The sequence below is a fragment of the Streptomyces sp. DG2A-72 genome (assembly GCF_030499575.1).
Taxonomy (GTDB): domain Bacteria; phylum Actinomycetota; class Actinomycetes; order Streptomycetales; family Streptomycetaceae; genus Streptomyces.
In genome coordinates, this window is record NZ_JASTLC010000001.1 from 9,922,101 (window position 1) to 9,946,600 (window position 24,500).

22 protein-coding genes and 1 pseudogene are annotated in these 24,500 nt (G+C 70.4%); 13 read left to right on the forward strand and 10 right to left on the reverse strand.

The genetic code is table 11. The features are described 5' to 3' along the window. Positions 1 to 13 precede the first annotated feature (13 nt). From rox to QQY66_RS46985, 3 genes and pseudogenes are all read right to left on the reverse strand, one after another. Complete coding sequence (gene rox / locus QQY66_RS46975; protein WP_301986644.1) at positions 14 to 1,441, reverse strand: rifampin monooxygenase; 1,428 nt, start codon at positions 1,439 to 1,441, stop codon at positions 14 to 16. A 231-nt stretch (positions 1,442 to 1,672) separates the two neighbouring features. Further along, positions 1,673 to 2,336: pseudogene (locus QQY66_RS46980) on the reverse strand (phosphotransferase). A gap of 247 nt (positions 2,337 to 2,583) precedes the next feature. Next, positions 2,584 to 3,459 (reverse strand): helix-turn-helix transcriptional regulator, encoded by an 876-nt coding sequence (locus tag QQY66_RS46985; RefSeq protein WP_301986646.1) that lies wholly within the window; start codon positions 3,457 to 3,459, stop codon positions 2,584 to 2,586. Positions 3,460 to 3,564: 105 nt separating this feature from the next. Here QQY66_RS46985 and QQY66_RS46990 point away from each other — a divergent pair, with 105 nt between their 5' ends. The 8 genes from QQY66_RS46990 (at position 3,565) to QQY66_RS47025 (ending at position 11,639) form a co-directional block, all read left to right on the forward strand. Continuing rightward, positions 3,565 to 4,263: an SDR family NAD(P)-dependent oxidoreductase gene (locus QQY66_RS46990; RefSeq protein WP_301986647.1), complete on the forward strand. Its 699-nt coding sequence runs from the start codon at positions 3,565 to 3,567 to the stop codon at positions 4,261 to 4,263. Between the two features lie 159 nt (positions 4,264 to 4,422). Beyond that, positions 4,423 to 4,992 carry a dihydrofolate reductase family protein gene (locus QQY66_RS46995; protein ID WP_301986648.1) on the forward strand — a complete coding sequence of 190 codons (570 nt, stop codon included), beginning with the start codon at positions 4,423 to 4,425 and terminating at the stop codon, positions 4,990 to 4,992. A 254-nt stretch (positions 4,993 to 5,246) separates the two neighbouring features. Next, a complete protein-coding gene (locus QQY66_RS47000; RefSeq protein ID WP_301986649.1) occupies positions 5,247 to 6,062 on the forward strand; it encodes an ABC transporter ATP-binding protein in 816 nt (271 codons plus the stop codon). Beyond that, a complete protein-coding gene (locus tag QQY66_RS47005; RefSeq protein WP_301986651.1) occupies positions 6,059 to 8,545 on the forward strand; it encodes an FtsX-like permease family protein in 2,487 nt (828 codons plus the stop codon). The genes QQY66_RS47000 and QQY66_RS47005 overlap by 4 nt, the downstream gene beginning before the upstream one ends. A 215-nt stretch (positions 8,546 to 8,760) precedes the next feature. After that, positions 8,761 to 9,408, forward strand: a complete 648-nt coding sequence (locus tag QQY66_RS47010; protein WP_301986653.1) for a hypothetical protein — start codon at positions 8,761 to 8,763, stop codon at positions 9,406 to 9,408. Between the two features lie 10 nt (positions 9,409 to 9,418). Continuing rightward, positions 9,419 to 10,378, forward strand: coding sequence for a sigma-70 family RNA polymerase sigma factor (locus QQY66_RS47015; RefSeq protein ID WP_301986655.1), 960 nt, complete (start codon positions 9,419 to 9,421; stop codon positions 10,376 to 10,378). Positions 10,379 to 10,487: 109 nt separating this feature from the next. Next, positions 10,488 to 11,030 carry a hypothetical protein gene (locus QQY66_RS47020; RefSeq protein WP_301986657.1) on the forward strand — a complete coding sequence of 181 codons (543 nt, stop codon included), beginning with the start codon at positions 10,488 to 10,490 and terminating at the stop codon, positions 11,028 to 11,030. 78 nt (positions 11,031 to 11,108) lie between these two features. Next, positions 11,109 to 11,639 carry an AAA family ATPase gene (locus tag QQY66_RS47025; RefSeq protein ID WP_301987731.1) on the forward strand — a complete coding sequence of 177 codons (531 nt, stop codon included), beginning with the start codon at positions 11,109 to 11,111 and terminating at the stop codon, positions 11,637 to 11,639. Between the two features lie 15 nt (positions 11,640 to 11,654). Here the strand turns inward: QQY66_RS47025 and QQY66_RS47030 are convergent, their stop codons facing one another. The 4 genes from QQY66_RS47030 to QQY66_RS47045 form a co-directional block, all read right to left on the reverse strand. Next, a complete protein-coding gene (locus tag QQY66_RS47030) occupies positions 11,655 to 12,464 on the reverse strand; it encodes an SAM-dependent methyltransferase (RefSeq protein ID WP_301986659.1) in 810 nt (269 codons plus the stop codon). Between the two features lie 32 nt (positions 12,465 to 12,496). Further along, positions 12,497 to 13,021, reverse strand: coding sequence for a hypothetical protein (locus tag QQY66_RS47035; RefSeq protein ID WP_301986660.1), 525 nt, complete (start codon positions 13,019 to 13,021; stop codon positions 12,497 to 12,499). A 224-nt stretch (positions 13,022 to 13,245) separates the two neighbouring features. Next, complete coding sequence (locus QQY66_RS47040) at positions 13,246 to 13,491, reverse strand: DUF397 domain-containing protein (protein WP_301986661.1); 246 nt, start codon at positions 13,489 to 13,491, stop codon at positions 13,246 to 13,248. 3 nt (positions 13,492 to 13,494) lie between these two features. Beyond that, positions 13,495 to 14,361, reverse strand: coding sequence for a helix-turn-helix transcriptional regulator (locus QQY66_RS47045; protein ID WP_301986662.1), 867 nt, complete (start codon positions 14,359 to 14,361; stop codon positions 13,495 to 13,497). 238 nt (positions 14,362 to 14,599) lie between these two features. On the opposite strand from QQY66_RS47045, the gene QQY66_RS47050 reads away from it, so the two are divergent. Continuing rightward, on the forward strand, positions 14,600 to 16,012 hold the full coding sequence (locus QQY66_RS47050) for a hypothetical protein (RefSeq protein WP_301986664.1): 1,413 nt from the start codon (positions 14,600 to 14,602) through the stop codon (positions 16,010 to 16,012). Positions 16,013 to 16,026: 14 nt separating this feature from the next. Here the strand turns inward: QQY66_RS47050 and QQY66_RS50710 are convergent, their stop codons facing one another. After that, positions 16,027 to 16,440, reverse strand: a complete 414-nt coding sequence (locus QQY66_RS50710; protein ID WP_367667051.1) for an SDR family NAD(P)-dependent oxidoreductase — start codon at positions 16,438 to 16,440, stop codon at positions 16,027 to 16,029. A gap of 375 nt (positions 16,441 to 16,815) precedes the next feature. On the opposite strand from QQY66_RS50710, the gene QQY66_RS47060 reads away from it, so the two are divergent. From QQY66_RS47060 to QQY66_RS47070, 3 genes are all read left to right on the forward strand, one after another. Next, the gene (locus QQY66_RS47060) at positions 16,816 to 17,334 is read left to right on the forward strand and encodes an ATP-binding protein (protein WP_301986666.1); all 519 of its coding nucleotides are present in this window, start codon (positions 16,816 to 16,818) and stop codon (positions 17,332 to 17,334) included. Beyond that, positions 17,331 to 17,945 (forward strand): DUF6624 domain-containing protein, encoded by a 615-nt coding sequence (locus tag QQY66_RS47065; protein WP_367667052.1) that lies wholly within the window; start codon positions 17,331 to 17,333, stop codon positions 17,943 to 17,945. Before QQY66_RS47060 ends, QQY66_RS47065 begins: the two co-directional genes overlap by 4 nt. A gap of 328 nt (positions 17,946 to 18,273) precedes the next feature. Next, positions 18,274 to 20,817, forward strand: a complete 2,544-nt coding sequence (locus QQY66_RS47070; RefSeq protein ID WP_301987733.1) for a polysaccharide lyase family 8 super-sandwich domain-containing protein — start codon at positions 18,274 to 18,276, stop codon at positions 20,815 to 20,817. Between the two features lie 97 nt (positions 20,818 to 20,914). On the opposite strand, the gene QQY66_RS47075 is transcribed toward QQY66_RS47070, so the two are convergent. Further along, complete coding sequence (locus QQY66_RS47075) at positions 20,915 to 22,051, reverse strand: sorbosone dehydrogenase family protein (RefSeq protein WP_301986668.1); 1,137 nt, start codon at positions 22,049 to 22,051, stop codon at positions 20,915 to 20,917. A 293-nt stretch (positions 22,052 to 22,344) separates the two neighbouring features. On the opposite strand from QQY66_RS47075, the gene QQY66_RS47080 reads away from it, so the two are divergent. Then, the gene (locus QQY66_RS47080) at positions 22,345 to 23,466 is read left to right on the forward strand and encodes a DUF6183 family protein (protein ID WP_301986670.1); all 1,122 of its coding nucleotides are present in this window, start codon (positions 22,345 to 22,347) and stop codon (positions 23,464 to 23,466) included. A gap of 125 nt (positions 23,467 to 23,591) precedes the next feature. On the opposite strand, the gene QQY66_RS47085 is transcribed toward QQY66_RS47080, so the two are convergent. Continuing rightward, positions 23,592 to 24,488 (reverse strand): PfkB family carbohydrate kinase, encoded by an 897-nt coding sequence (locus QQY66_RS47085; protein ID WP_301986671.1) that lies wholly within the window; start codon positions 24,486 to 24,488, stop codon positions 23,592 to 23,594. Between the last annotated feature and the right edge of the window lie 12 nt (positions 24,489 to 24,500).

The window sequence follows — 24,500 nt, forward strand, 5'->3', positions numbered from 1 at the left end:
AGGCGGCGCGCGCTCAACTGGCGGCTGCGCCGAACCACTTGGGCAGTCGGCTGAGCAGATCCTGCTGATCGTCGCCGACCCAGGCCACGTGGCCGTCCGGCCGGAGGAGTACCGCGGGAACGTCCAGTTCCTCGCTCACGTCGACAACGTGGTCGACCCGGTCGTCCCAGCCCGCCACCGACAACCGGCCGGTCTGGTCGAGCAGCAGCCCGCGACCGCCGTGCATCAGCTCGTAGAGGTTCCCCCGCTTCAGCTCCACGTCCCGCAGCCGCCGGCCGAGGAGTTCGTGGCCCTCGCCGAAGTCGTAGCGGATCGCGGTCGCGGTGATCTTCTCGGTCAGGTACCGGTTCACCTCCTCGAAGTCCATCAGTTCCGACAGCAGCCTGCGTACGGCCTGGGGGCCCGGCTCGTTGGAGATCAGCTCCATCTGCGCGCGGGTGTTGGTCAGCACGTCGGCGGCCACCGGGTGCCGCTCGGTGTGGTAGCTGTCCAGCAACCCCTGCGGTGCCCAGCCGCCCACCTCGGCGGCCAGTTTCCAGCCGAGGTTGAACGCGTCCTGGATGCCGAGGTTGAGCCCCTGCCCGCCGACCGGCGGGTGGATGTGCGCCGCGTCGCCGGCCAGCAGCACCCGGCCGACCCGGTAGCGCTCGGCCAGCCGGGTGGCGTCGCCGAAGCGGGACAGCCAGCGTGGTGAGTGCACGCCGAAATCGGTGCCGGCGATCACCCGCAGCCGGCGCTGGAACTCCTCGAGAGTCGGCGGTACGGAGCGGTCCTCGGCCACCCCCTCCGCGGGCACGCCGACGCGGTACACCCCGTCTCCGAGGGGCATGGCCCCGAACCGCTTCTCGGTCTTGCGGACTTCGGCCATCACGGCGGCCAGCGTCTCCGGCTCCGCGGTCACCTTCATCTCGCCCAGCAGGGTCTCGACCCGGCTGGGCTCGCCGGGGAAGCCCACGCCGAGCAGCTTGCGCACCGTGCTGCGGCCGCCGTCGCACCCGACCACGTAGCGCGAGCGCAGCCGCGTGCCGTCGGCCAGCTCGGCGCTCACCCCATGGTCGTCCTGGGTCAGCCCGGCCAGCGTGCAGCCGCGCCGGACCTCGGCGCCGAGCTCGATGGCGCGCTCGGCCAGCAGACGGTCGGTGGTGGTCTGCGGGATGCCGAGGACGTACGGATGTGAGGTGTCCAGCCGTTCCGGCGCGGGCTTGCTGATTCCGGCGAAGTAACCACCGACCGGGTACTGCTGACCGAGCGCCAGGAAACGGTCGAGCAGCCCGCGCTGATCCATCACCTCGATGCTGCGCGCGTGCAGGCCGAGCGAGCGGACAATCGGAGTCGGCTCCACGTCCTTCTCCAGCACGACCACGTGCACCCCGTGCAACCGCAATTCGCCGGCCAGCATTAAACCGCTCGGGCCGCCGCCGACCACGATCACGTCAATCATCAGAACGCCCTTTCAACGGGATTGGATTTCGGCCGTCCGCTACGTGAAAAGCGCACGTACTGTGTGAATCCGTCATTTCCGCAGCTTCTGGCTTTGGCCGCCCATTCTGTGGGACGACCAGGGCCTTGCCGCAAGCCCCCCAGTGCGCTATAGGTTGAGAGTGGCAAGGAGTACACAATCTCCTTGCCTTTGCTTTTGTCGTCCGCTGTGGACGGACCTGACGCGATTGGCTCAGCCCAGCGTGTCCATCAGGGCGGTGACATAGGCATCCAGCCGTTCCTCCACAGCCCGCGTAGTCAGCTCCGCCCTCCCCGCTTCCTGCCACGGCCGCGCCACCGACCGCACTTCTTCCGCCTCAGCGAACGGCGGACCCCATGCCGGGCCGTGCAGCGGCGCGAGATTGGTGGAGCAGTGCGCCACATCGAGATCCGGTGCAGGAATCGCCCTTCATAGGGCGGCGCCGGCTTGCGGATCACGTCTATCGCCTTGGCCCACACCGCCGCGTCTGCGCCCTTCGGAACGACGACGGCGTCGGCGGTCGTCAACGCCTCAAACTCCCGGGCCGTTCGGCGGGCCGCAACGCTTGGATCGCCACGAGTTGACGGGCCGACAAAGGGGCGCGCGCCTCCGATCCCTCATCTTCGAGGACGGTCCGGCCCGCCAGATATGTCATCAGGAGCGACGGATACTCGCAATGCGCGGCGGTCGGATCAACCGCGACCAGTCCAGGAGCCGGCACGTCCGTCCCCGTGAGCATGGTCAGGGAGTCGGCCTCCCGGTTCAGCCAGTCCTCGGCACGGTCCACGAAGAACGGGTCGACGAAGGTCCGCAGCACCAGGTCGCGGATGTCGCCGTCCCGCGTACCGACGGTCGGTCTCCGCATTTCGGCGGTGATGTCAAGGGTCGGACGGTCCCCGCCTCATCGTGGATCATGCAGCATCACGCCCGGCGTACCACCACAGCCACCGGCGACTCCACCGAGGCGACTCCAACAGGCCCCAGCTCACGGTCAGTTCGTGGAGATCGGGCCTCGTGGGGTGGCTCGGGAGGGTGGTTGAGTCCGGAGCGACTGGGGTGGCGGCGGGCAAGGATTCAGCACTCACCGAGCACCCGCAGGCGGTCGGACGGCGCGTAGGGCGGGATCAGTTGTGCGTGGTGGCCGGTGGGCAGGCGGCGGCGGTGAGCCGGAGTTTGGTCTCGTCTTCGCCGGCGGGCACCGCGGTCATGATGACGATCTTGAGCTCGGAGTCGCCGTCGGTCAGGACATCGCAGTCCACCGTGATGGGGCCCACCGACGGGTGGTCGATCGTCTTGTGGTCCTCGCGGTGCGCGGCCACCTCACCCGTCGCCCATAGCTCGGCGAACCTCCTGTTGCCCGCGTTCAGATCGCGGATCAGCGCGGCCAGGCGGCTGTCCTGAGGGAAGCGGCCGGTGGCGCGGCGCAGGTCGGAGACGACGGCGGCGTCGGTGGCGTCGCCGTCCGCCTCGGTCACCGGCCACCGCGCGAGGCGGACGGGGCAGCCGTCCACCGGGAATCTGTCGCGGGCGAAGTTGCGCAGCCGGGGCGGCGTGGGGGAGGGGTCGCCCAGCAGGGCGGCCCACCCACGGTTCCACCACACCAGTTGCCAGTCCGCCGCGAACACGGCGACCGCCACGTCCCCGAGGCGGGCGAGGACCCGCTGCATGCCGGGCGGGAGATGGTCGCAGATCGTGCCGCCCACCGGCGGTACGAGCCGGGCCAGCCGGTACAGGTGGTCCCGCTCGGCGATGGAGAGTTGCAGGGCGCGCGCGAGGGACGCCACGACCGACGCCGAGGGTGTCGTGGCCCGTCCCTGTTCCAGCCGCACGATGTAGTCGACCGACACCCCGGCCAGGTCAGCCAGTTCTTCCCGCCGCAGCCCTGCCGCCCGGCGCCCGCGCGCCGCCGGCAGCCCGGCGGCCGACGGGGGCAGCCGGTCCCGCCATGTGCGGAGCACCGCGCCCAGTCCCGTTCCGGGTGACGTCGACATGATCTCCATTCTCCCGCATCCCCGGTCGTATATGTGGGCTCGAGGGTGGTACTGGTCTTCCTACCGTCGAAGCCTCCCTGGTCCGCCTCCCTGGCCGGGACCACCATCGAAGGCATGACGATCACCTTCATCACCGGAGCCAACAAGGGTCTCGGCCGCGAGACCGCCCGCCGCCTGATCGAGTACGGCCACACCGTGCTCGTCGGAGCCCGTGACCGCGAGCGGGGCGAGGAGGCCGCTGCCGCGCTCGGCGCCCGCTACGTCCCCATCGACGTGACCGACGACGCGTCCGTGGCCTCCGCAGCCGCCAACATCGCCGAACACGAGGGCAGGATCGACGTTCTGATCAACAACGCCGGTGTGCACGGCCCCGTAGGCGATCCCAGCGATCTCACCGCCGCCGACGCCCGCGCCGTCCTGGACGTCAACGTCATCGGCGTGGTCCGCACCACCACCGCGTTCCTGCCGCTGCTGCGCCGCTCGGACGACCCTGTGATCGTCAACGTCAGCAGCGGCATGGGCTCCCTCGCCCTCACCCATGACCCCGACCGGCCCGAGTCGCGTGTCGTCGTGCCGCTGTACACCGCGTCGAAGGCGGCGCTGACGATGTTGACCACGCAGTACGCCAAGGGGCTCAAGGGCATCCGCGTCAACGCCGCCGACCCCGGCTACACCGCGACCGACCTCAACGGTCACAGCGGCCCCCAAACCGTCACCGCGGGCACGGACGCGATCGTCGCCCTGGCCACCGAGGGGCCCGGCGCCGGTACCGGACGCTTCGTCTCCCGGCATGGCGAGATCGCCTGGTCGTGAAACCGGCCGTACCGGATCAGCTCCTCAGAGGCATCGCCACCCGATACGAGAACCTGGCGCCCATCGGTTGTCGGCCGGTCCAGGGGATCCCGCGAGCCGTGATGAGTTCTGCGGCGTCCGGCGGTCATAGTGTCGAACCTTTACCGAGGAGGACTGCTGATGCGCAGCGTGACCTATTCGATGGGTGCCTCGCTCGACGGCTACATCGTCGGGCCGGACGGCAACTTCGACTGGACGGAGCCCGACGCGGAGGTCTTCCGCTTCTGGATCGACGAGATTCGACAGGTCGGCGTCCACCTGCTGGGACGACGGCTGTACGAGACGATGCTGTACTGGGAGACCGCCGACCAGGATCCATCGCTCGACGAGGCCGGGCTCGAGTGGGCCGGGCTCTGGAATCCGCTCCCGAAGGTGGTGTTCTCCACCACGCTGTCGGCGGTGCAGGGCAATGCCCGCCTGGCCTCCGGCGGCCTGGCGGAGGAGATCGAGCGGTTGCGAGCCGAGCCGGCGGAGGGCGAGATCGCGATCGGCGGCGCGACTCTCGCCGCCGAGGCCGCCGCGCTGGGTCTGATCGACGAGTACCGGGTCATGGTCCACCCGGTGCTGGTGGGCGGTGGCATTCCGTTCTTTCCCCAGCACGAGCGCCGGGTGGATCTCGAACTCGTCGAGACGCGCACCTTCAGTTCGAAATTCGTCTACCTCCACTACCGCGTGGCGTCAGCGAAATGATCCGCGCGAAGCGGTGTGAACCACCGCCCGCACCGCACTCACCCGTGCCCTTTTCCTTACCTTCTGATCCTTCTGGACAACCAGCTGTGGTGGTCGGGTAGCCGGAGCCCATTGCTGGGCCCCGGCCCGCCCGGCCTCTCGTGGCGCCCTCGGGTTATCCCCACCTCCGATCCGCCAGCAGCCGCCATGGTCCGCGATCACCGTGATCCGTAGCTTCGAGTCATCGGCTCGAAAAGATCGCGAGAGGACGGACCATGAGGCTGCGCAGCGGCAAGCGGCAGAAGACGGACGACCGGCCGGCGGCCCAGGGCACCCCCGGTCTCGCCGTCGAACTGCGTGGCGTCCGGCGGCAGTACGGCCGCGGCGGCGGTGCCGTGCACGCGCTCGCGGGCATCGACCTCGCCCTGCCACGCGGCACGTTCACCGCCGTCATGGGCCCTTCCGGCTCCGGCAAGTCCACCTTCCTGCAGTGCGCCGCCGGTCTCGACCGGCCGTCGGCCGGATCCGTGCGCCTGGGCGGTACGGAGATCACGGGCATGCGCGAGAATCAGCTCACCGAGCTGCGCCGCAGCCGCCTCGGCTTCGTCTTCCAGGCCTTCAACCTCCTGCCCTCCCTCACCGTCGAGCAGAACGTGCTGCTCCCGATGCGCCTCGCCGGGCAGCGCCGGGACCGCCGACGGGCACAGGCGGTGCTCGCGCAGGTCGGCCTCACCGACAAGGCGAAGCGGCGGCCCGGCGAGCTCTCCGGCGGCCAGCAGCAGCGGGTGGCCATCGCCCGCGCCCTGATCACCAGCCCGGACGTGGTGTTCGCCGACGAGCCCACCGGCGCCCTCGACACCGGCACCGCCGCCGAGGTCCTCGGCCTGCTCCGGCACGCGGTGGACACCCTCGGGGCCACCGTCGTCATGGTCACCCACGACCCGGCCGCGGCGGTCTGGGCCGACCGTGTGCTGTTCCTCGCGGACGGCGTCTTCGCCGGCGGCATCGACCGCGGCTCGGCCGAGCAGATCGCGGCACACATGGCAGCCCTCACCTCCCGTACGGGCGCGATGGTGGGGGCGGCGGCGTGAGGAGCTTCGCCCCCAACGGCCTCGCCCGCGCGGCCGTGCGCTTCAAACCCGCGTCGTTCGCGGGCACGTTCGTCGCGCTGATGATGGCGGCGCTGATCGTCTCCGCCTGCGGCATCCTCCTGGAGACAGGCGCCCGCGCCTCGGTTCCGCCCGAGCGGTATGCCAAGGCGCCGGTGGTCGTGGCCGCGGACCAGTACGCCCGCTTCGTCACGGGCAGCGGGGACAGCCGGTCCGAGTCGGCGGACCTGCTGCCGGACACGGCGCGCGTGGACGCCGCGCTGGCCGACAAGGCGGCCCGTGCGCCCGGCGTGGAGGGGGCGGTGCCGGACTTCACGTTCCCGGTGCGCCAGGACGACGGCGCGCTGACGGGCCACGGCTGGGGAGCGCACGCCTTCACCGGTGCCGCGCTCACCTCCGGTGCCGCACCCCGTACCGGCGAGGTCGTACTCGACGGCGCCGCTGCGCGGGCCGTGAAGGCCGGCGTCGGCGACACGGTCACGCTCGAAACCGCCACCGGGCGCGCCGACTTCCGCGTCTCCGGGCTGGCGAAGGCCGGACCCGGCGACGTGGCCAAGGGCGCCACGGGCTGGTTCGCCGACGCCCAGGCTTCCGCGCTGGCCGGGCATCCCGGCAAGGCCGACGCAATCGCCGTACTGGCGAAGGACGGGGCCGACGCCGATGCGCTCGCCGCGGGCGTGAAGAAGGCGCTCGCCGGCTCCGGCGCCAGGGTGCACACCGGCGACGATCGCGGCGCCGTCGAGGACCGTGGGCTCGGGTACGCCAGGGAGATGCTCACCGGGCTCGGCGGCTCCTTCGGCGGGATCGCCGCCATGGTCGCCGTCTTCACGGCGTCCGGCACGGTCGCGCTGTCCGTCGCCCAGCGAGCCCGGGAGTTCGCGCTGCTGCGCGCCGTCGGAGCCACTCCGCGGCAGATCCGACGCGCGGTCGCAGCGGAGGCGCTGCTCGTCGCGCCCGCCGCCGGTCTGGCCGGCTGCCTGCCCGGGATCGGGCTTGCCCACTGGTGGTTCGGGCAGTTGCAGGACCGCGGGGCCGTCCCGGAGGCCGTGGACCTGTACATCTCCTGGATCCCCCTCGTCGTCGCCGTCGGCGCGGGACTGCTGACCGCGCTCGCCGCCGGCTGGGCCGCCGGGCGCCGGCCCGCGAAGATCAAGCCGGGGCAGGCGCTCACCGAGGCGTCGGTGGAGCGACTGCGGCCAGGCGTGATCCGTACGGTGCTGGGCCTGGGCGCCCTCGTCGGCGGCGGGTTCCTCACCGTCGTCGCCGCCCGTTCGGCCGGGGAGGACGCGGCCAACGCCGCCCTCGGCGTCGTCATGCTGTTCATGCTCGCCGTCGCGCTGCTCGGCCCGCTGGTGGCGCGGCTGTGCGCGGAGCTGTTCGGGCTCCCGCTGAGCGGCGGCGGTGCCTCGGCCTCGCTCGCGGCCGCCAACTCCCGTACGAACGCCCGTCGGCTGGCCTCCGCGATCACCCCGATCGTGCTGGCCATGGCCTTCGCCTCGACGCTCGTCTTCATGCACACGAGCGAGAGTCATGTCGCCGCGAAGCAGCTGCGCGCCGGAGTCACCGCGGACCACGTGGTCACGGGCCCGGCCGGGTTGCCCGCCGACGCCGTCGACCGGGCCGCCCGCGCGCCCGGCGTCGACGCGGCCGTGGGCCTGCTCGACACGCAGGTGCTCGTGCCCGTCGGGTCGGGCGGCGACCGGTGGCTGCAGAGCTCGGCGACCCAGGGCGTCTCCGGCTCCGGCGCGCAGCTCGCGAAGGTGCAGGACCTCGACGTGCGCAGCGGCAGCCTGGACCGGGTCGGCAAGGGCCGGATCGCCATCGACAAGACGCTCGCCACGTCGGCGAAGGTCAAGGTCGGCGACAAACTGCCCATCTACCTCCCGGACGGCACCAGGACCAGCCCCGAGGTCGTCGCCGTGTACGGCCGCGGGCTCGGCCTCGCCGCGGTGACCATGGACCGCGCGTCCCTGGCCGCCCACGTCACCTCGGGCTTCGACAGCACGCTCCTGGTACGGGGCGGCGACGCAAAGGCCCTCGCCCCGCTCGGCAAGGTCACCGACGCCTCCGGCTACGCAGTCGAGCAGAACACCGACCGCGAGCTCAACGCCTGGGCCAACTACACGATGGCCGGCGTCCTCGGCGGCTTCGCCGCTGTCGCCGCCGTCAACACGCTCGTGATGACCGTCCTCGACCGCCGCCGCGAGCTCGGCATGCTCCGCCTCATCGGCTCCACCCGGCGCCAGGTGATGCGGATGCTGCGCTGGGAAGGCCTTCTGGTGGCGGTGACCGGCATCGTCCTCGGCACGGCCATCGCCGCCGCGACGCTGATCCCGATGATGCGCGGCCTCACCGGCGAGGCCCCGTACGTACCTCCCCTGGTGTACGCAGCCTTCGCCGGTGGCGCGGTGGGACTGGGCCTGCTGGCAGTGACCCTGCCGGCGAGGGCGGCGCTGCGGCGCTGAGGCGCGCCCCGCAGAGCAGCAGAGACGGCGGACCTGTGCTCGCCGAGCGGCGGGTGGCGGTCCGCACCATCTTCGCCTGCGACTACCTCGCCGGCCCGGGCGGCGCGGGGCGGTGCATCTGCCGCTCTATGACCCACGCCATATGCGGTTCCTGTCAGCAATCGGAGAGCTGCTCCGCTCAACACCAGGAGCAAGCGAACCGACGGGAGCATCACATGAAGCACCGCATCGTCGTCCTCGGTGCCGGCTCTGCAGGAGCCTACGTGGCCGGGAACCTGGCCCGCCGGCTGTCCCCGGCGGACATCGAGGCTCCGCAGCTCGCCGACGTCTTCGCGGGCACGGGGATACGACTGCGCCTGGACCGTGTCACCGCCGTCGACGCCGAGCGCCAGGTCGCCCCCATCGCCGCCGCCGGCGGGCTCGAGTTCACCGAGGACGGTCGGATCGTCGTCGATCGCACCATGTGGTCGGTCTCGCACCCGAACGTCTACGCCGTCGGCGACAACGGCCGGCCGCTGCCGGTGTCCTGCGCATCGACCGGCTGCACCGGCATGCAGGCCATGGAGGCGATCGTGGGAGATCTGACCGGCCGCAAGATCGCGAACATGAAGCTGGACCACTCGGGCAACCACATCAGCCTCGGGCGGCGGGACGGGATCCTGCACATGGTCGACGACGAAGCGCAGGAGAAGCCGAAGTTCATGGGCGGCCGGAAAGCCGCGCGGATCAAGGCGGGCATTCTCAAGATGTCGCTGTGGACCACCTCGCACCCGACGTTCGGTCTGCCCAAGCGCAGGCGCCGCCTTGCCGCCACGCTGGATACGTCCGCCGAAAAGGCCGTCGCGCAGCCGCCTGATATCTAGGGTGGTCCGCGTGGACAGCACCGACATTGATCGTATCGACACCAGTCGGTTCGAGGCGAGCCGGAACCGGCTGGCCTCGCTCGCCTACCGGCTACTGGGCTCCGCCACCGACGCCGAAGACGCCGTGCAGGATGGGTTCCTGCACTGGCAGGCCGCCGACCGGGAGCGCATCAAGGTGCCGGAAGCATGGCTGACCAAGGTCGTCACCAACCTGTGCCTCGACCGGCTCCGCTCGGCACAGGCCCGCCGCGAACGCACCGTCGGCGCCTGGCTCCCCGAACCGCTCCTCGACGGCGACCCCATGCTCGGTCCGGCCGACACGTTCGAGCAGCGCGAATCGGTCTCCCTGGCCGTGCTGACTCTCATGGAGCGCCTGTCACCCGTCGAGCGGGCCGTCTACGTCCTGCGCGAAGCGTTCTCCTACAGCCACGCCGAGATCGCCGAGATCCTCGATGTCACGGAGTCCGCAAGCCAGCAGCACCTCCACCGGGCCCGGCGCCGCATCACCGCCGCGCGCCGCCGCGAAGGCAGCGAAGTCGACCCGGTATCCGCCCGCAGGATCGTCGAGGAATTCCTCGCCGCTGCCACCTCGGGCCGCACCGAACGGCTGGTGGCGCTCCTCACCGACGACGCGATCGCGATCTCCGACGGCGCCGGCGGCCTGGCCTCGAAGCTGCTGCAGTTCGACACTCCGCAGCGCGTCGCCGCCGTCGTACGGGCCGGCTTCAAACCCACAGCCGCGAAACGGCGACTTGCAGGCGGCACGCCCGCCATCCACTACGCGCTCGTCAACGGCGCCCCCGCCATCCTCTTCGTGATCGGCGACCAGGTCATCGGCACCGCGACGTTCGACATCGCAAGCGGCAGGATCGCAACCGTGCGCGGCATCGCCGCCCCCACCCGCCTCGTCCGCCTCACCGAAGCCTGGCGGCGGCACGGACCGGACACGCCGCTCATCACCCAGTGGTGACCCGGCGCCGACGTGGAATCGCACGACTGGACATCGGCTGACGGATCTCTCGGTCGCCGCGGTGTTGGAGACGCCCATCCGTAGGGGCCCGGTGTGCCAACGTGTGCCCATGACGACTCTTGCCCAGCTCCGCAAAGCGGCGCTTTCCTTTCCCGAGACCGTCGAGCAGGCCACCCGTACCGCGACGGCCGCTTTCATGGTCGGCGACAAGCCGTTCGCCTCGCTGGGCAAGGACAAGTGCGTCCACCTTCACCTTCCGGCCAAGGACGCGGATGAGATGGTCGCCGCGCACCCGGCCGCAGAGCAGTACAACCGCGGCGCGGTGCGGATCGGCGTACGTGTCCCGTTGGGGGAGATCGACGGGCAACAGCTCAACCACTGGGTACGACGTGCCTGGTTGGCGCGTGCCCCCAAGCATCTCGCCGCGCAGGTGGCGGCAGCCGACACCGCGGTTGCCGGCGCGGTCGGCAACCTGCCGAAGGCGATCGGCAGGCCCGCAACACAGGCGCTCGCTTCCGCCGGGATCACGACCCTCGACCAAGTGGCCCGCCTGACCGAGTCGGAGCTGCTGGCCCTGCATGGCGTCGGTCCGAAGGCCGTCCGCATCCTGGCCGAGACCCTGACCGCCACCGGCCGCGCCCTCAAGGGCTGAAGCCGTCCAGGCGGGGAACACGTGCTGGTTGTCGATGCCCGGACCGTGTCACTGGCTGTCGGTAGCGTGACCGCCGTGATGGTGGGAACCGAAGAAACACGGCTGGTCATCCTGCGCGGCAACAGCGCCTCGGGCAAGTCGACCGTCGCGGTCGGACTTCGCGAGCGGTTCGGCCGTGGCCTGGCCCTGGTCGGCCAGGACAACATCCGCAGGGTCGTCCTGCGCGAGCGGGACCGGCCGGGCGCCGCGAACATCGGCCTGATCGACCTGACGGCCCGTTACGCCCTGGACGCCGGATACCACGTCGTCGTCGAAGGCATCCTCTACGCCGATCGTTACGGCGACATGCTCGCCCAACTGCGCCGCGACCACCGCGGCCCGACCCACGCCTACTACCTGGACGTCCCGTTCGCCGAAACCCTCGCCCGCCACGCCACCAAACCGTTCGCCAACGACGTCAACGAGACGCAACTGCGCGACTGGTACCGGCCCTTGGACCTTCTGCCCGGTGGCATCGAGACCGTCGTCGGAGCCGACAGCACCCTGGCCGCGACAGTGGACCGCATCATGCTCGACACAGGCCTGACCGGCCTCCCGGCGCTGGAGTAGCTGCGCGGCGGCGCGTCAGGGCTTGCGGGCCACCCCGCCGTAGACGTCCGTGGGCTCGGGCGCGGTGCCGGGCTCGGGGTGCCACAGGGGGCAGGAGACGATGCCGGGTTCGAGCAGTTCCAGGCCCTCGTAGTACGCGGCGAGCTGCTGAGGGCTGCGCAGGACGTACGGGATGGCGCCGGTGTCGTCGTAGCCCTCCTGGGCCCGCTTGAGTTCCTCGTCCGTGTCCGTGCTGTCGTAGTGCACGAAGTAGCTGCCGGGACACAGGTCCGCTTGGAGGCGGCGGACGATTGACTTGGCCTCCTCGTAGTCCTGGATGTGGCCGAGGATTCCCATGAGCATGAGGGCGACCGGCTGGTCGAAGTCCAGGATCCGGCCCGCCGCTTCGAGGATCTTCTCCGGTTCGTGGAGGTCCGCGTCGACGTACTCGGTGACGCCTTCGGGGGTGCTGGTGAGCAGGGCCTGGGCGTGCCGGAGGACGAGCGGGTCGTTGTCGGCGTAGACGATGCGGGACTCGGGTGCCACCCGCTGCGCGACCTGGTGGGTGTTGTCGTACGTGGGCAGGCCGGTGCCGATGTCGAGGAACTGTCGGATGCCGAGATCGCCGGCCACGAAGGTGACGGTGCGGATCAGGTACTGGCGGGAGGCGCGGGCCATGGTCTCGATGTTCGGCGCGGTCTCGCGGTAGGCGTCGCCCGCGATCCGGTCGACCTCGTAGTTGTCCTTGCCTCCCATCCAGTAGTTCCAGATGCGGGCGGAGTGCGGCACCGTGGTGTCGATCTTGGACAGTGCTTCCTGGTCGGGGGCGGGCCGGCCGTCTGCCATGGGGGTTCTCCTGCCGTGCGTCACGAGGTCTGTTACCAACGTACCGTCAACTGATGCTTCTTTCGGGCGAGTTCGCGGTGCGCAGGGGTGCCGGGGCGGGTTGGGTGGGTGAGGTCGGCCGCGTCGAGGCTGACGACGGGGACGTGTTGGGCGAGGGTTCGCATCGCCCGCGCATAGGCGTCGGCCGCCTCGGTGAAGTCCGTGCAGGCGGGCCGGGGGAAGCTCACGGATGCCGTCAGGTGAATGAGGGCGCCGTCGCGTTCGGCCACGGATTCGGCGAAGTCCAGTGCCTGGATCCAGGTCACCCGGGAGTGGCCGCGGCGCAGTGGCCCGTAGACGAGTTCGTGGATGATGCTGCCGTCGAGCGCCACGCGCCCCGGTGCCGCGAGGAGTTCACGGTAGGGCCGGGTCGGGTCCACATGGTGCAGACGGTCCGGCAGGTGCTGGATCGGGAAGCCGTGACGGGCCAGCCCGGCGATGAGGCCGTCGCGGGGGATGCCGTCGGCGCCCTCGATGACCAGCGTCCGGTGGCGGAGGAGCGCCTGCGGCAGGTTCATGCCGTCGCCTCGGGGCCGACCCGGGTGGTGGTTCGGCGCGGAGCGATGCGGCCCGGGCGGGTGGAAGGCACGGTCCGGCCGGGGAGTCGGGGTGACGCGTGCATACCACTTCCGTTCGAGGCGAGGGACCTGCTCAGTGTGGTCGGACGACCCGCACGGCGGCAGTGGGCGTGCGGGTTGTCCGGTTGTGCGCGCGTAGTGGTGTGCCGGGACGGGTGGCGGAGTCAGGCGACCAGGAAGTCGGCCTGGCCGGCCTTCGCGCCTTCCAGGAACACGATCATCTCGTCGCGGGAGTAGACCAGCGCGGGACCGTCGGGGTCCGTGGACTGGCGGAAGGCGACGCTGCCGTCGGGCAGCCGCTTGGCCTCGACGCAACTGCCGCCGTTGGTACCGCTCCAGGGCTTGTGCCAGCCCTCGGTGCCCAGATCGGAGGCTGACATACCGCTGTAGATGGGGCCCTTGGATCCCATGGATCACAACTCCTTACGCAGTTCACCCAGGATGGCCCGGGTTCGATCAACCGGCTCCGCCTGCACGGACATCCGGTCCAGTACTTCGAGGTAGGCGCCGACGTCCTCGGGCCGGTCGACATAGACCGCGCCGGCCAGGCTCTCCACGTAGACGATGTCGGGCAGTTCGGAGAATCCGAAGCGAAAGTGGTGGAACGGGCCGAAGGCGCCGGGATGGGCGCCCGCCGCGAAACGCATGATCTGAATCCGGACCTTCGGCAGATCCAGGGCCGCGTGCAGCCGGTCGATCTGAGCCCGCATCACCTCGGCCCCGCCGACCGCCCGGCGCAGCACCGTCTCGTCCAGGACGGCCCAGATGGCGGGCGCGTCCGGCTTGGCGAGCAGGTCCTGGCGTTTGAGTCGTAGATCGACGCGGCGGGCTGTCTCCTCCTTGGGCTCGTCGGGGAAGCCGACGCGCATGAGCGCCCCGGCGTACTCGTGTGTCTGCAACAGGCCGGGGACGTAGTGGGGTTCGTAGAGACGGATGACCGAGGCTTCGCTCTCCAGGCTCACGTATGCCTTGAACCATTCCGGGAGCACGTCGCGGTACTGGTACCACCACCCGGGCTGGTTCGCCTTGCGGGCCAGATCGAGGAAGTCCTCGATCTCCGCCGCCGGGACGCCGTAGGTCTGCAGCAACTCCTTCACGTACGGAATGCGCAGCCCGACCTCGGCCTTCTCGATCCGCCGAACCGTGAGCGCGGTGACCTCGATGGCGCGCGCCGCGTCCTCGAAGGACACTCCGGCCTGCTCCCGCAGCTGTTTGAGCCGCTTGCCGAGGACCATCCGCAGGACGGTGGGTGCACTGCCGCTCGAGCGGTTCTCGCTCACGTCCTACCTCCCTCGGCGGCCATCACAGCGTGCAGTGTGCCACGCGGTCCACGACACAGACAGAGCGATGCGGATCGATACGAAATTATCAGAACGGCAGTTGCGTATCGAGTATCTACGCGACCATAGTTCTCGTGGGACCTCCCGCGCGGAGCAGCGCGACGAAGGTCAACTCTGCTCGGGCGGCGCTGACTTGACGGCCCGGCAGGTACGGCGCAGCACACGATGCGAGACCTGGATGGCCACCGTGACCGACGGACACGCAAGGAGCCCGGGCAAGGGCCCCGCCGGAGGCAATGCGGCACTGGCGACCGCGCTGAAGGAGGCCGGCTGCTCCTACGCCTCCCTCGCCCTCAGGGTCAACGAACTCGGCCACTGCCAGGGCGCCGACTCCAGCTACGACAAGGCGTCGGTGACCCGCTGGCTGCAGGGACAGCAACCCCGGGGCAGGACACCGGAGTTGATCGCCACGGTGCTGTCCGAACGGCTCGGCCGCGCTGTATCTCCCGTGGACCTCGGCTTCCATCCCGACCAGCAACGCCCGGTCGTGGCCAGGACACTCATGTACGGCGAAGACATGGCGGACACCCTGCACGCGCTCGCCGAGCTGGGGTCGACCGACATCTCCCGGCACAGCCTGCTCGGCTCGGTCCCCTTCGTCGCCGGCGCCCTGACCGACCCTCAGCGCGAGTGGCTGCTGTGGCTGCTGGAGAACCAGGACACCGGGCAGCTGACGCCGGTGGCCGACGGCGGCCCCGTCGAACAGGTGCACGCGATGATCGCCATGTTCGACGAGATGGACAACCACTACGGCGGTGGCGGGGTGCGCACCAGCATCGTGCACTACCTGTCCACCGAGGTCGTCCCGATGCTGCAGCGGCGCGGTACGTCCCCACAGGTGCAGCGCCCCCTGTACACCGCCGCGGCGCGCCTCGCGGCGATGGCCGGCTGGAGCTCGTACGACGCGGGGGAGTACGGGCTGGCACAGCGCTACATGATCCAGGCGCTGCGCCTGTGCGCCGAGGGCCGCGACCGGGTCCTGGGCGGGCAGATCCTGGCCGGACTGTCCCACCTGGCCACCAGCCTCGGCCGTCCCGACGAGGGGGTGTGCCTGGCCCGCGCGGGCATCGTCACCGCCAAGGAAGCGGGCAGCCCACTGGGCCTGATGCGTCTGCACGCCATGTTGGCCCGCGGACACGCGGCCCAGGGGCACGCGCGCGAAGCCGGCGATGCGCTGCGCCGGGCCGAGCGGCACCTGGATGCCAGCCGCGGTGTCGAACAGGAGTCTCCCTGGGTGCGCTTCCTCGACGACCACTATCTGCAGGCCGAATCCGCGCTCTGCTTCCGCGACTTGGGGCTCGCCGCCCAGGCCGAGCGCACGGCGAGGGAGTCGGTCGGCGCCAATGCCGACCGGCGCAGGCGTCAGGCCATCAGCCGCTCCGTACTGGCCACGGCCCACTTGCAGCAGAACCGGCTGGACGAGGCCGTCGGTACCGCCACCGAGGCGCTCGACGGCCTCGCCACCGTGCACAGCGAACGCTCCATACAGGCTCTCCGCGACTTCCGCAGGCGGCTGGAGCCCCGCCGCGATGAACCCCTTGTACGGGAGTTCGAGCGCCGGTCCCGTGCGGTGCTGGGGGCGGCGGCGTGAACGGAGGACCCGCCTCAGTACCCGTCCGGGGACGGGGCATTCTGCGCCCGGTCCACCGGCACATGGGCGCCCGAGACACCGCTCGACCAGTCGGACAGCAGGAACGCCACCACCCGCGCCACCTCCTGGGGCGCAACCGGTTCTCCGCCCGGCAGCTCCGCCGCCGCGAACCCGGCGAACCGCTCGGGATCCTCCCGGCGCATGTGCTCCCAGCGTCGGCCGGGGATGAGCATCGACCCCGGGGAGACGGCGTTCACCCGGACCCCGTCCGGACCGAGTTCACGCGCGAGCGACGCGGCCAGGTAGATCTGGGCGGACTTCGCGACCCCGTACTGGATGGGCGGCCCCGGCTTCGAGCCGGAGATCGACGAGATCAGTACGACCGAGCCGCCGCCCGCGTCCCGCAGGTGCGGGATCGCGGCACGCACCAGCCGCACCGCATGACCGGCGTTCAGCTACCACGTCGCAGCCCAGTCCGCGGCGTCCGTCCGCTCGAAGCCGCCTCCGCGAGAGCCGCCCGCACATCTCGGCCACCAGCAGCCGTACGATCTGCTCACCCAGACCCCGTGTGCCACCCGTGACCAGCACGCGCTTGCCGCGCACGCCGGGCCGTCCACGGGACTCCTCGCGCGCCCCCACCTGGCTCGCGCGCACGTTGCTCACGCGCTCGGACATACCTCCCGCACCACTACGCACCCGCAACCGGACAACCCGCACACCCCCTGGTCCGGCCGCCGGTCCGGGTTGTTGGCTGCATATGCAGCCAACACTTCCCGACCGCGCTGCCCCCACAAGGAGGCTCCATGACGGCACCCAGGGCCCAGCGCCACAAGCCGTCGCCCTCCCCGGCACACATCCCCCAGGCAGACCGTGCGCCCCTCGGTCAGCCGCATCCCACCGTGATCCCGGTGAACAGACCTTCCCGCCTCCACACCACGATCCCCGCCCAGCCCTCGCGCGCCGCAGACGTGCGGCACATGGTCACCGAGCACCTCAGGCAGTTGCGGCTGCCGCCGGAGTACGTGGACAACGCCGTCCTCGCCACGGACGAGTTGTTCGCGAACGCGGTCCAGCACGCGCGTAGCGGCCCCGGCGGCACGGTCACCCTCACCATCGAGTGCGGCGAGTCCGAGCTGCGGGTGACGGTCGGCGATCAATCGCCGCTCCTGCCGCGGCTGCGTACGGCGGGCGGGGCCGAGGAGTCGGGTCGTGGGCTGGCCATCGTGGCTGCGCTGGCCGATGGCTGGGGTGTCGCACCTCCGGAGCCCGGCAGCCCGGGCAAGCGGGTGTGGTTCACGTTGGAGTTGGGGTGGGTGCCGTGAAGAGCGTGCTGGGGCAGCTGACGCAGGTCGAGGCCTCGGACGAGAGCCGTCTCGCCGGTACGTCGGTACGCTCAGACGACGGCGCGGCAGGTACCGAGACGGCAGACCCGTTGCTGCCGGTGGCGGCCGCCCTGGCCGCAGAACTGCTGCACCGGGCCGATCACGAGCGGGACCTCATGCGGCGGGCGCAGGCCGACCCCACCCCGCAGCGGCGGTCCGACATCGTCGCGTGCCGCCGTGCCAACGCCGATGCGCTCAAGGCCGTCGTCCACCGCCACGGCTGGCCGGCCGCCGACCGGGTGGGCGCCCACGCCTCGACCGCGGCCCTGATGATCCTGCTGCACGCCCCGGACCTGAACTTCCAGCTCTCCTGCCGGGACCTGATCGCCCAGGCCACCCTGGACGGCCGCTGCCCCGCCGTCCACCTCGCGTACATCGCCGACCACTGCGCCGTCGAGCAGCGCCTGCCGCAGTTCTACGGCACCCGCGTCAACCCCGTCACGCTGCGCCCGTACCCGATACGCCAGCCGGAAAGCCTCGACGAACGCCGCCGCGATGTCGGCCTGGGTCCGCTGGAGGAGCAGATGGAGGCGCTGCGACACGGTTGCTGAGACACATCCGCGAAGCCACGTGACCTCGCGTACTCGCTGGTCGTGACCCGGACGGCGTTCGAGCACCGCGCGACCAGGGCCGTGTTCGTCTTCCCGGGCCAGGCCTCGACTGCGTCGACGTCGTACAGTCCCGCGCCGTGGGCTGTCTCCGTACCGCTGTCGGCAGCTGACACGACTCCGCCTCGTACTAGAGGGCCTGGCGGGAGTGTGGCCTGACGGGCTGTCATGCTCATGGGCTGACCTCATTCGCCCCACTTCCAATGAAGTCCATAACCAGGGAGGTTGAGAGGGAGTTCCAGCTGTGGACGCGAAACCGACGGAGGACGCCATGGACATCACCCGCAGAGGCCTGTTGTCCGCTCTGTCAGCTGCTGGTCTGGTGGCGGGGATTCCCCCCGGGCCGGCGAGCGCGGAGGAGGCCGCCGCGGGCATGGCACGGATTCTGGCCAACACGGTGGCGGTCTTCGCCGGGACCGCCGAGTCCAATGCCCGGCCGGAGACGGCCGCCAAGGTGGCGACCGTTCACAAGGCCGCGCGGGCGAATCTGACGTCGATGGACGACGCCGGCGCGGGCGAGCTGTTCGCCGGTCTGGTGCTCGGCGCCGACCCGGCCCGCCTGGACACCGCCTTCCGGCGGCTGTATGAGATCGCGCTCGCCACCCGCACACCGGGCGCGGCTGATTCGGACCTGTTCGGGAACACGGCCGTGCAGCGCCGGGTGATCGACGGTCTCGTGTGGCTGCACGAGCGCTACTACGGCGACCAGTCCCAGGGCTACTACGGCAACTGGTTCCACTGGGAGATCGGTCTGTCCCAGCACATCAGCAGGACGCTCGTGTTCCTCGCGGACCAGGTGCAGACCTACCGCCCGGACCTCCCGCGCAGGTACGTCGCCTCGATGGACGCCTACCTCCGCAACGGCATCGACGGGGACGTGAACCTCGACTCGCGCTTCCACACCGGCGCCAACCTCGCCGACATCACCACGAACCGGATCCTGCAGGGCGCGCTCCTCGGCGACGACGCCCGCGTCCGCAAGGCCCTCACCGACCAGCTGACCGTCTTCGCCACCATCGACCCGTACCACCTCAACCACGGTGTCACCGACGGCTACTACGCCAACGGCTCCTTCATCCAGCACGCCTCGGTCGCCTACACCGGCTCGTACGGCAAGGGCCTGCTGACCCGTGTGGTGCAGACCCTGAAGATTCTCGACGGCACGGGCTTCGCACACGGTGAGGACCTGGTGTCCACCGTCCAGGGCTGGGTGCGCAACGGCTTCGCCCCGCTCATCTTCGAGGGCTGGATGATGGAGATCGTCAAGGGGAGGGCGGTCTCGCGGACGAACACCGGCTACAGCGACGTCGCCGTGGTCGTCGAGGCCGTGGTCGATCTGTCGTCGCTCGCGGAGGGCGCCGACGCCGCCGCCCTGAAGAGCTACGTCAAGCACATCCGGTCGACCTCGCACACGGCTCCCGACCCTTCCGGTTTCGTCTCCCCGGTCAGCATCGTCCGGTACGCCGACATCATCGGCGACGCGACCATCCCGCCCGCGGACCTGGGCCCCGCCTCGCGCAGCCTCGCCTTCAACGCGATGGACAGGACCGTGCACCGCAGACCCGGATACGCCTTCGCGCTCGCCCGCAGTTCCGACCGGATCAGCAAGTACGAGTACATGAACGGCGAGAACCTCATGCCATGGTTCCAGGGGGACGGGGCGTACTACCTCTACCTCTCCGGACAGGATCAGACCCAGGCGTACGGCATCGACTACTTCACCACGGTCTCCCCGTACGGCCTCGCCGGAGTCACCGCACCGGTCGAGCAACGGCGCACGATCCCCGAGCTGTACGGGAAGCCGTACTACGACAACCCCGGCCACCCGCTGAACTTCACCTCGTCCTCCGAGTCGCAGAACACGTACGTCTACTTCCCGCGAGGCACCAACCGGCACTCCGGCGGCGCTGTCCTCGGGACGTACGGGGCCGCCGGGATGGTGCAGTCCTGCGATGTCGCCCACCGCGACAAAGCGGCAGGTCTGCTGCCGGACGACTTCGTCGTCCACCGCAATGCGAGCGCGACGAAGTCGTGGTTCCTGCTCGACGAGGAGATCGTGGTCCTCGCAGCGGGGGTCGGTGACAGCGCCGGGCGGGCCGTGACCACGACCGTCGACGCCCGTACCGCCGCACCGGACGACCAGGTCTCCGTCACCGGCAGGCTCCGCGACGGCCGGCCCTGGACCGGCACGGGCACCGGTGACCTGCGCTGGCTGCGCTACGCCAATGCCACGCAGCGGACCGCCGTCGGCTACGTCTTCCTCGACACTCCGCCGGTCCGGGTCGCCCTGGAGAAGGTCACCCGCAGCCGCCGGGTCGTGCGCACCTCGAACCCGGACACCGCCGTGGCCCGCAGCGTGTTCGGTGTCACGGTCGACCAGGTTCCCGGAGCGCAACCGGCCCGCCTGGCCTACGCGTTGGTGCCGAACGCGGGGGAGACCCGACTCCAGGCGTACCGGCACGGCCCGCTGAAGGTCCTGGCGAACACCTCGGGCCTCCAGGCCATCACCCACACCGGCCTCGGCCTGACGGCCGCCAACAGCTTCACGCCCGGCCACCACGAGACCGCCGGGCTACGCATCGAGGGGCCCGCCTCGGTGATGGTGCGGCGCGAGCGGCACGGCCTGACCACCGTCGCCGTGTCCGACCCGACCACGGACCGAGACACGGTCGGCGTCCTCCTGCACGGCCGTCCGCTGCGGGAGGTCACGTCCGACGCCGGAGTTCGCGTGAGGTCGGTCCGGGGCGGAACCCGCCTGGAGTTCGACACCGGGCACGCGTACGGCCGGAGCTTTACGGTCGTACTGCGCGGCTGAAACGTGCCGCATCGTGAGGTCGGCCGGCCGGAGATCCCGGAGGCGCTCCGGCCGGCCTGGATGGCATGCGCTGCTCGACGGCTCCTTCCGGTGGCCGTTATGCCGGGTCGATGCGGGAGACGCTGCCGCCATTGGCGAGCACGTACAACTCGCCATTGCCGCCCTGCACGAACGAGACGACCCTGCCGCCGTTGACTCCGAGGTCGTTCACGCCGGTCACCTTGCCGTTCTCCATCTGCAGAGAGCGGACGGTGCCGTCGCAGAAGTCACTGAACACGTACTGACCCTTGAGGTCCGGAATCGCGTTGCCCCGGTAGACGTATCCGCCGGTCACCGAGCAGCCCAGCCCGCTGCGGTCGTACTCGTGGATCGGCGGCACGTGGTTCGCGGGCTCCGTGCCGCCCCGGAAGGGATGGTTGCCCTCCATCTGGGACCAGCCGTAGTTCTCGCCGCCCTTGCTGCTCGCCGGGGCCCAGTCGATCTCCTCCCAGGCGCTCTGGCCCACGTCACCGATCAGCAGGTCGCCCGTGCCCGCGTCGAAGGAGAACCGCCACGGGTTGCGCAGCCCGTACGCCCAGATCTCGTCCTTCGCGTTCGGGTCGTCCACGAACGGGTTGTCCGGCGGGATCGCGTACGGTGTGCCGCCGGTTGGGTCGATGCGCAGGAGCTTGCCGAGCAGCGTGCCGAGGTTCTGCCCGTAGCCGTGCGGGTCGCCGCCCGAGCCTCCGTCGCCGAACGCGATGTAGAGGTAGCCGTCGGGGCCGAACGTGATGTCGCCGCCGTTGTGGTTGGCGTAGGGCTGCGTCTGGGTGAGGACGGTGCGCCGGGTGTCCGGCTGGATCTTGCCGTCCCGTACGGCGAACTCGTCCACGGTGCTGGTGCCTTGGAGGTTCGTGAACGAGATGTAGAAGTGCGCGAATTCCTTGTCGAACGCGATGCCGAGCAGGCCGCGTTCGCCGTCGGTGGTGGTCTCGCCGGAGATGTCGAGGACGGGCTCGCCGAGCCCTTGATCGTCCAAGGCCCTTACGGTGCCTGCGCGTTCGGCGATCCAGACCGTGCCTGCGGGACCGGCGGCGCCGGCGGTCGGATTCTTGGCCGTGGCCACATTCTTGAGGGCGACCTTCGCAGCCTGCCGTGGGGCGGCGGGCTCGCCGGCGGACGCCGTGGTTAAGGAGAGGGACGCGACGAGGCAGACAGTGCCGATGATCGCCGCGCTTCTGGTGCGAACTTTCACCGTGATCCTCCTGGAGGCGGTGAACGGGAAGGTCACCCGGCTGCTTGGGCAGGTTCAAGGGTGTCGCCCGCGCCAGCACGCAACCTGGGTGGGGGGATGGTGTGCTACTGGCATGGATGAGGATACTGGGACAGAGGTGCCCGGAGTAGACCAGGACTCCACCCATCTCCCTTCGTCCTGTTTCCATCGCGCCCTCCGTGGCCGCGTAGTACGTCGTTCTCAGCCTCGGTCCCCGGCGCGTCCCGTTGATTTATCGGATGAGGCGAGGCCGCCGAACTCGTAGGCTCGGCGCCGTGGCTGATCAGATACAGAAGATCGTGACCGAGCTGCCGGACCTGAAGGACGTCACCGGCGTGTGGGCGGTGGCCGACGGCCGTGTCGCTCAAGGGGACCCTCACTTCTCCGCCGACCTCGGCATTGCTCTCGCCAGGGCGTATGGCTCTGGGCAGATGTGGCAGTACAGAAGCGTCTTCGATCATCTTCTTCGCCTGCTCGCCACCAGTGCCGGTCCTGAGAACGTTGCCCAGGCGCTGCGACTGGTCTCCTCGGCGGAGGTCACCAGCAAGAAGCTGGACCGCTACACGGCTTCACTGCTTGCCTCCAGCCAGGAGGCCAAGGATCTGGCTGCGGCCTTCGCCGGACCTGCTTCGGAGGAGCTTCGGGTCTGCCTGGTCCACGAACTGGTGCTCAGGGGTGTCGCCGTAGAAGAGACAGCCGGTGTCGCGCAGTGGGCCACGTCGTCGCACTGGAGGCACCACCCGCTGGGCTGGCTGCCCCTGACGCTGTCCGACGTGGAAGGCGTTCCCGATCTGCCGAGCCACAGCACTCGTGGCAGCAGTCACTCCATGCCGTTCGGACCGTCGGAGAGCCGCAACACGGCGGTGATTGTCGGCGCGCGTGTTCCCTCAGTGGAGGAGACGACAACAGAAGCCGCAGCCACAGCCATGGGCAAGGCCGTGGCGAACTGGGCCGAAGAGTCCAACGGGCGCATCGAGGCGCGGGTTTTCGATCTCGCGGCCCCACTGGAGGCCGAATCCGTCCCGAACGCGCTCCTGACGCTGGGGCTGGACTGTCTGCACGGAGCGGGAAAGAAGGCCGCTCTGTCGGTCGCTGTCCGTCCGCCGGCCCAGGCGTGGCGAGTGCTCTTCGCCGCAGCTTCGACGGGAGGCGCATACAACTCCGGTTCCTTCGGCGCCTACGGCCGTCTGGCGGCCTGGCAGTCCCTGGCCGCTCTGGGCGGATGCTCGCAAGACGCTACCGACAGGGAGGTGGAAGCACGTGTACGGGACTGCGTCTGGCACGGGTTCGACGCCGACACGACGTGGTTCGAGCAAGTGGCCTGGGACATCGGTCTGGCCGCCCTTGCTCCGGACCGCCGCCGCCTGGCCGTGCTGGCTGCCACCGATACCGACTGAGGTGCCTGCGGTTTGCGCGTTGAGCCGGTAGCCAGTTTCTCCCGCGGGCTGCCGGCCGCGGTTCACCGGCTTCCTCCGACGAGGCCCCGGCTTTCAGGCCGGGGAGAACCCTGGCCCACTTGACGTCACCCGCCCTGCATCCAGGCCCGGGTGCCGAAAGAGGCGCACGCTCGTGAGGACACCACGGCCGCGGCACGCAGGGCCTCGACGAAGCCTTGCGAAGTCAGGTGGCCCTGAAGCGCCAGGTGATGGGTGAGGGCTCCGTGCAGGACGTCACCCGCTCCCAGGGTGTCTGCCACCCGGACGGGAGGCACGTCCACCGTGCCGCTGCCGTCCGGGCCCGCCCACATGATGGACTGCGCGCCCCGGCTGACTGCCGACCAGGCAACTCCGTGGTCCCGCAGAAACTGCAGGGTCTCTGTCGGTGTGCGGGTGCCGGGCGGGTGGAAGTCGTCCGAGCAGACGGCCACGTCGATCGATGGCAGCAAGTTCTGCGTGCCGGCCTTCCAGGAGCCCCCGTCGAAGACGGTTCGACGGCCGACGGTACGCGTAGCGTGGGCGGTGGCCACGGCCAGCTCCATGTGGTGGCCGTCGACTTCGACGATGTCGCAGGCTGCGACCATCGCGTCGAGGTCGTCGGGAGGGGCGAGCCGGTGCCCCGTCGCGTTGATCGAGGCGACAGCGCGGTCCCCGCTTGATGCGGTCACCAGAATCGAGGACACGGTGGGCGGTTCGACCGAATCGGCTGCCAGGTCCGACACGGTCACGCCCAGCCGGTTCAGATCCGCCGCGACCGCGAGTCCCAGCGGATGAGAGCCGATCGCGGTGAGCAGCCGTGCCACGCCGCCCAAGTGTGTGAAGGCCGCGGCGGCGTTCGCCGCCGGTCCGCCTGCGGTCACGACTTGCTTACGCGCCGTCAGTTTCTCATTGGCGCCCGGCACATGATCCACGAGCTGGATCACGTCCAGTGTGGACAAGCCGACGAACAGACACTCCGGGCGTCCCCTCGTCGTCGGCCCCACTCGGCAGCACCT

Bases quoted from the DNA above. Each gene is read 5' to 3' on its own strand.
- QQY66_RS47020 (WP_301986657.1), top strand. From the start codon at position 10,488: ATGACGACTCTTGCCCAGCTCCGCAAAGCGGCGCTTTCCTTTCCCGAG.
- QQY66_RS47030 (WP_301986659.1), bottom strand. From the start codon at position 12,464: ATGGCAGACGGCCGGCCCGCCCCCGACCAGGAAGCACTGTCCAAGATC.
- QQY66_RS47070 (WP_301987733.1), top strand. From the start codon at position 18,274: ATGGACATCACCCGCAGAGGCCTGTTGTCCGCTCTGTCAGCTGCTGGT.
- rox (WP_301986644.1), bottom strand. From the start codon at position 1,441: ATGATTGACGTGATCGTGGTCGGCGGCGGCCCGAGCGGTTTAATGCTG.
- QQY66_RS47010 (WP_301986653.1), top strand. From the start codon at position 8,761: ATGAAGCACCGCATCGTCGTCCTCGGTGCCGGCTCTGCAGGAGCCTAC.
- QQY66_RS46990 (WP_301986647.1), top strand. From the start codon at position 3,565: ATGACGATCACCTTCATCACCGGAGCCAACAAGGGTCTCGGCCGCGAG.
- QQY66_RS47050 (WP_301986664.1), top strand. From the start codon at position 14,600: ATGGCCACCGTGACCGACGGACACGCAAGGAGCCCGGGCAAGGGCCCC.
- QQY66_RS46995 (WP_301986648.1), top strand. From the start codon at position 4,423: ATGCGCAGCGTGACCTATTCGATGGGTGCCTCGCTCGACGGCTACATC.
- QQY66_RS47035 (WP_301986660.1), bottom strand. From the start codon at position 13,021: ATGAACCTGCCGCAGGCGCTCCTCCGCCACCGGACGCTGGTCATCGAG.
- QQY66_RS47060 (WP_301986666.1), top strand. From the start codon at position 16,816: ATGACGGCACCCAGGGCCCAGCGCCACAAGCCGTCGCCCTCCCCGGCA.
- QQY66_RS46985 (WP_301986646.1), bottom strand. From the start codon at position 3,459: ATGGAGATCATGTCGACGTCACCCGGAACGGGACTGGGCGCGGTGCTC.
- QQY66_RS47025 (WP_301987731.1), top strand. From the start codon at position 11,109: ATGGTGGGAACCGAAGAAACACGGCTGGTCATCCTGCGCGGCAACAGC.
- QQY66_RS47040 (WP_301986661.1), bottom strand. From the start codon at position 13,491: ATGGGATCCAAGGGCCCCATCTACAGCGGTATGTCAGCCTCCGATCTG.
- QQY66_RS47000 (WP_301986649.1), top strand. From the start codon at position 5,247: ATGAGGCTGCGCAGCGGCAAGCGGCAGAAGACGGACGACCGGCCGGCG.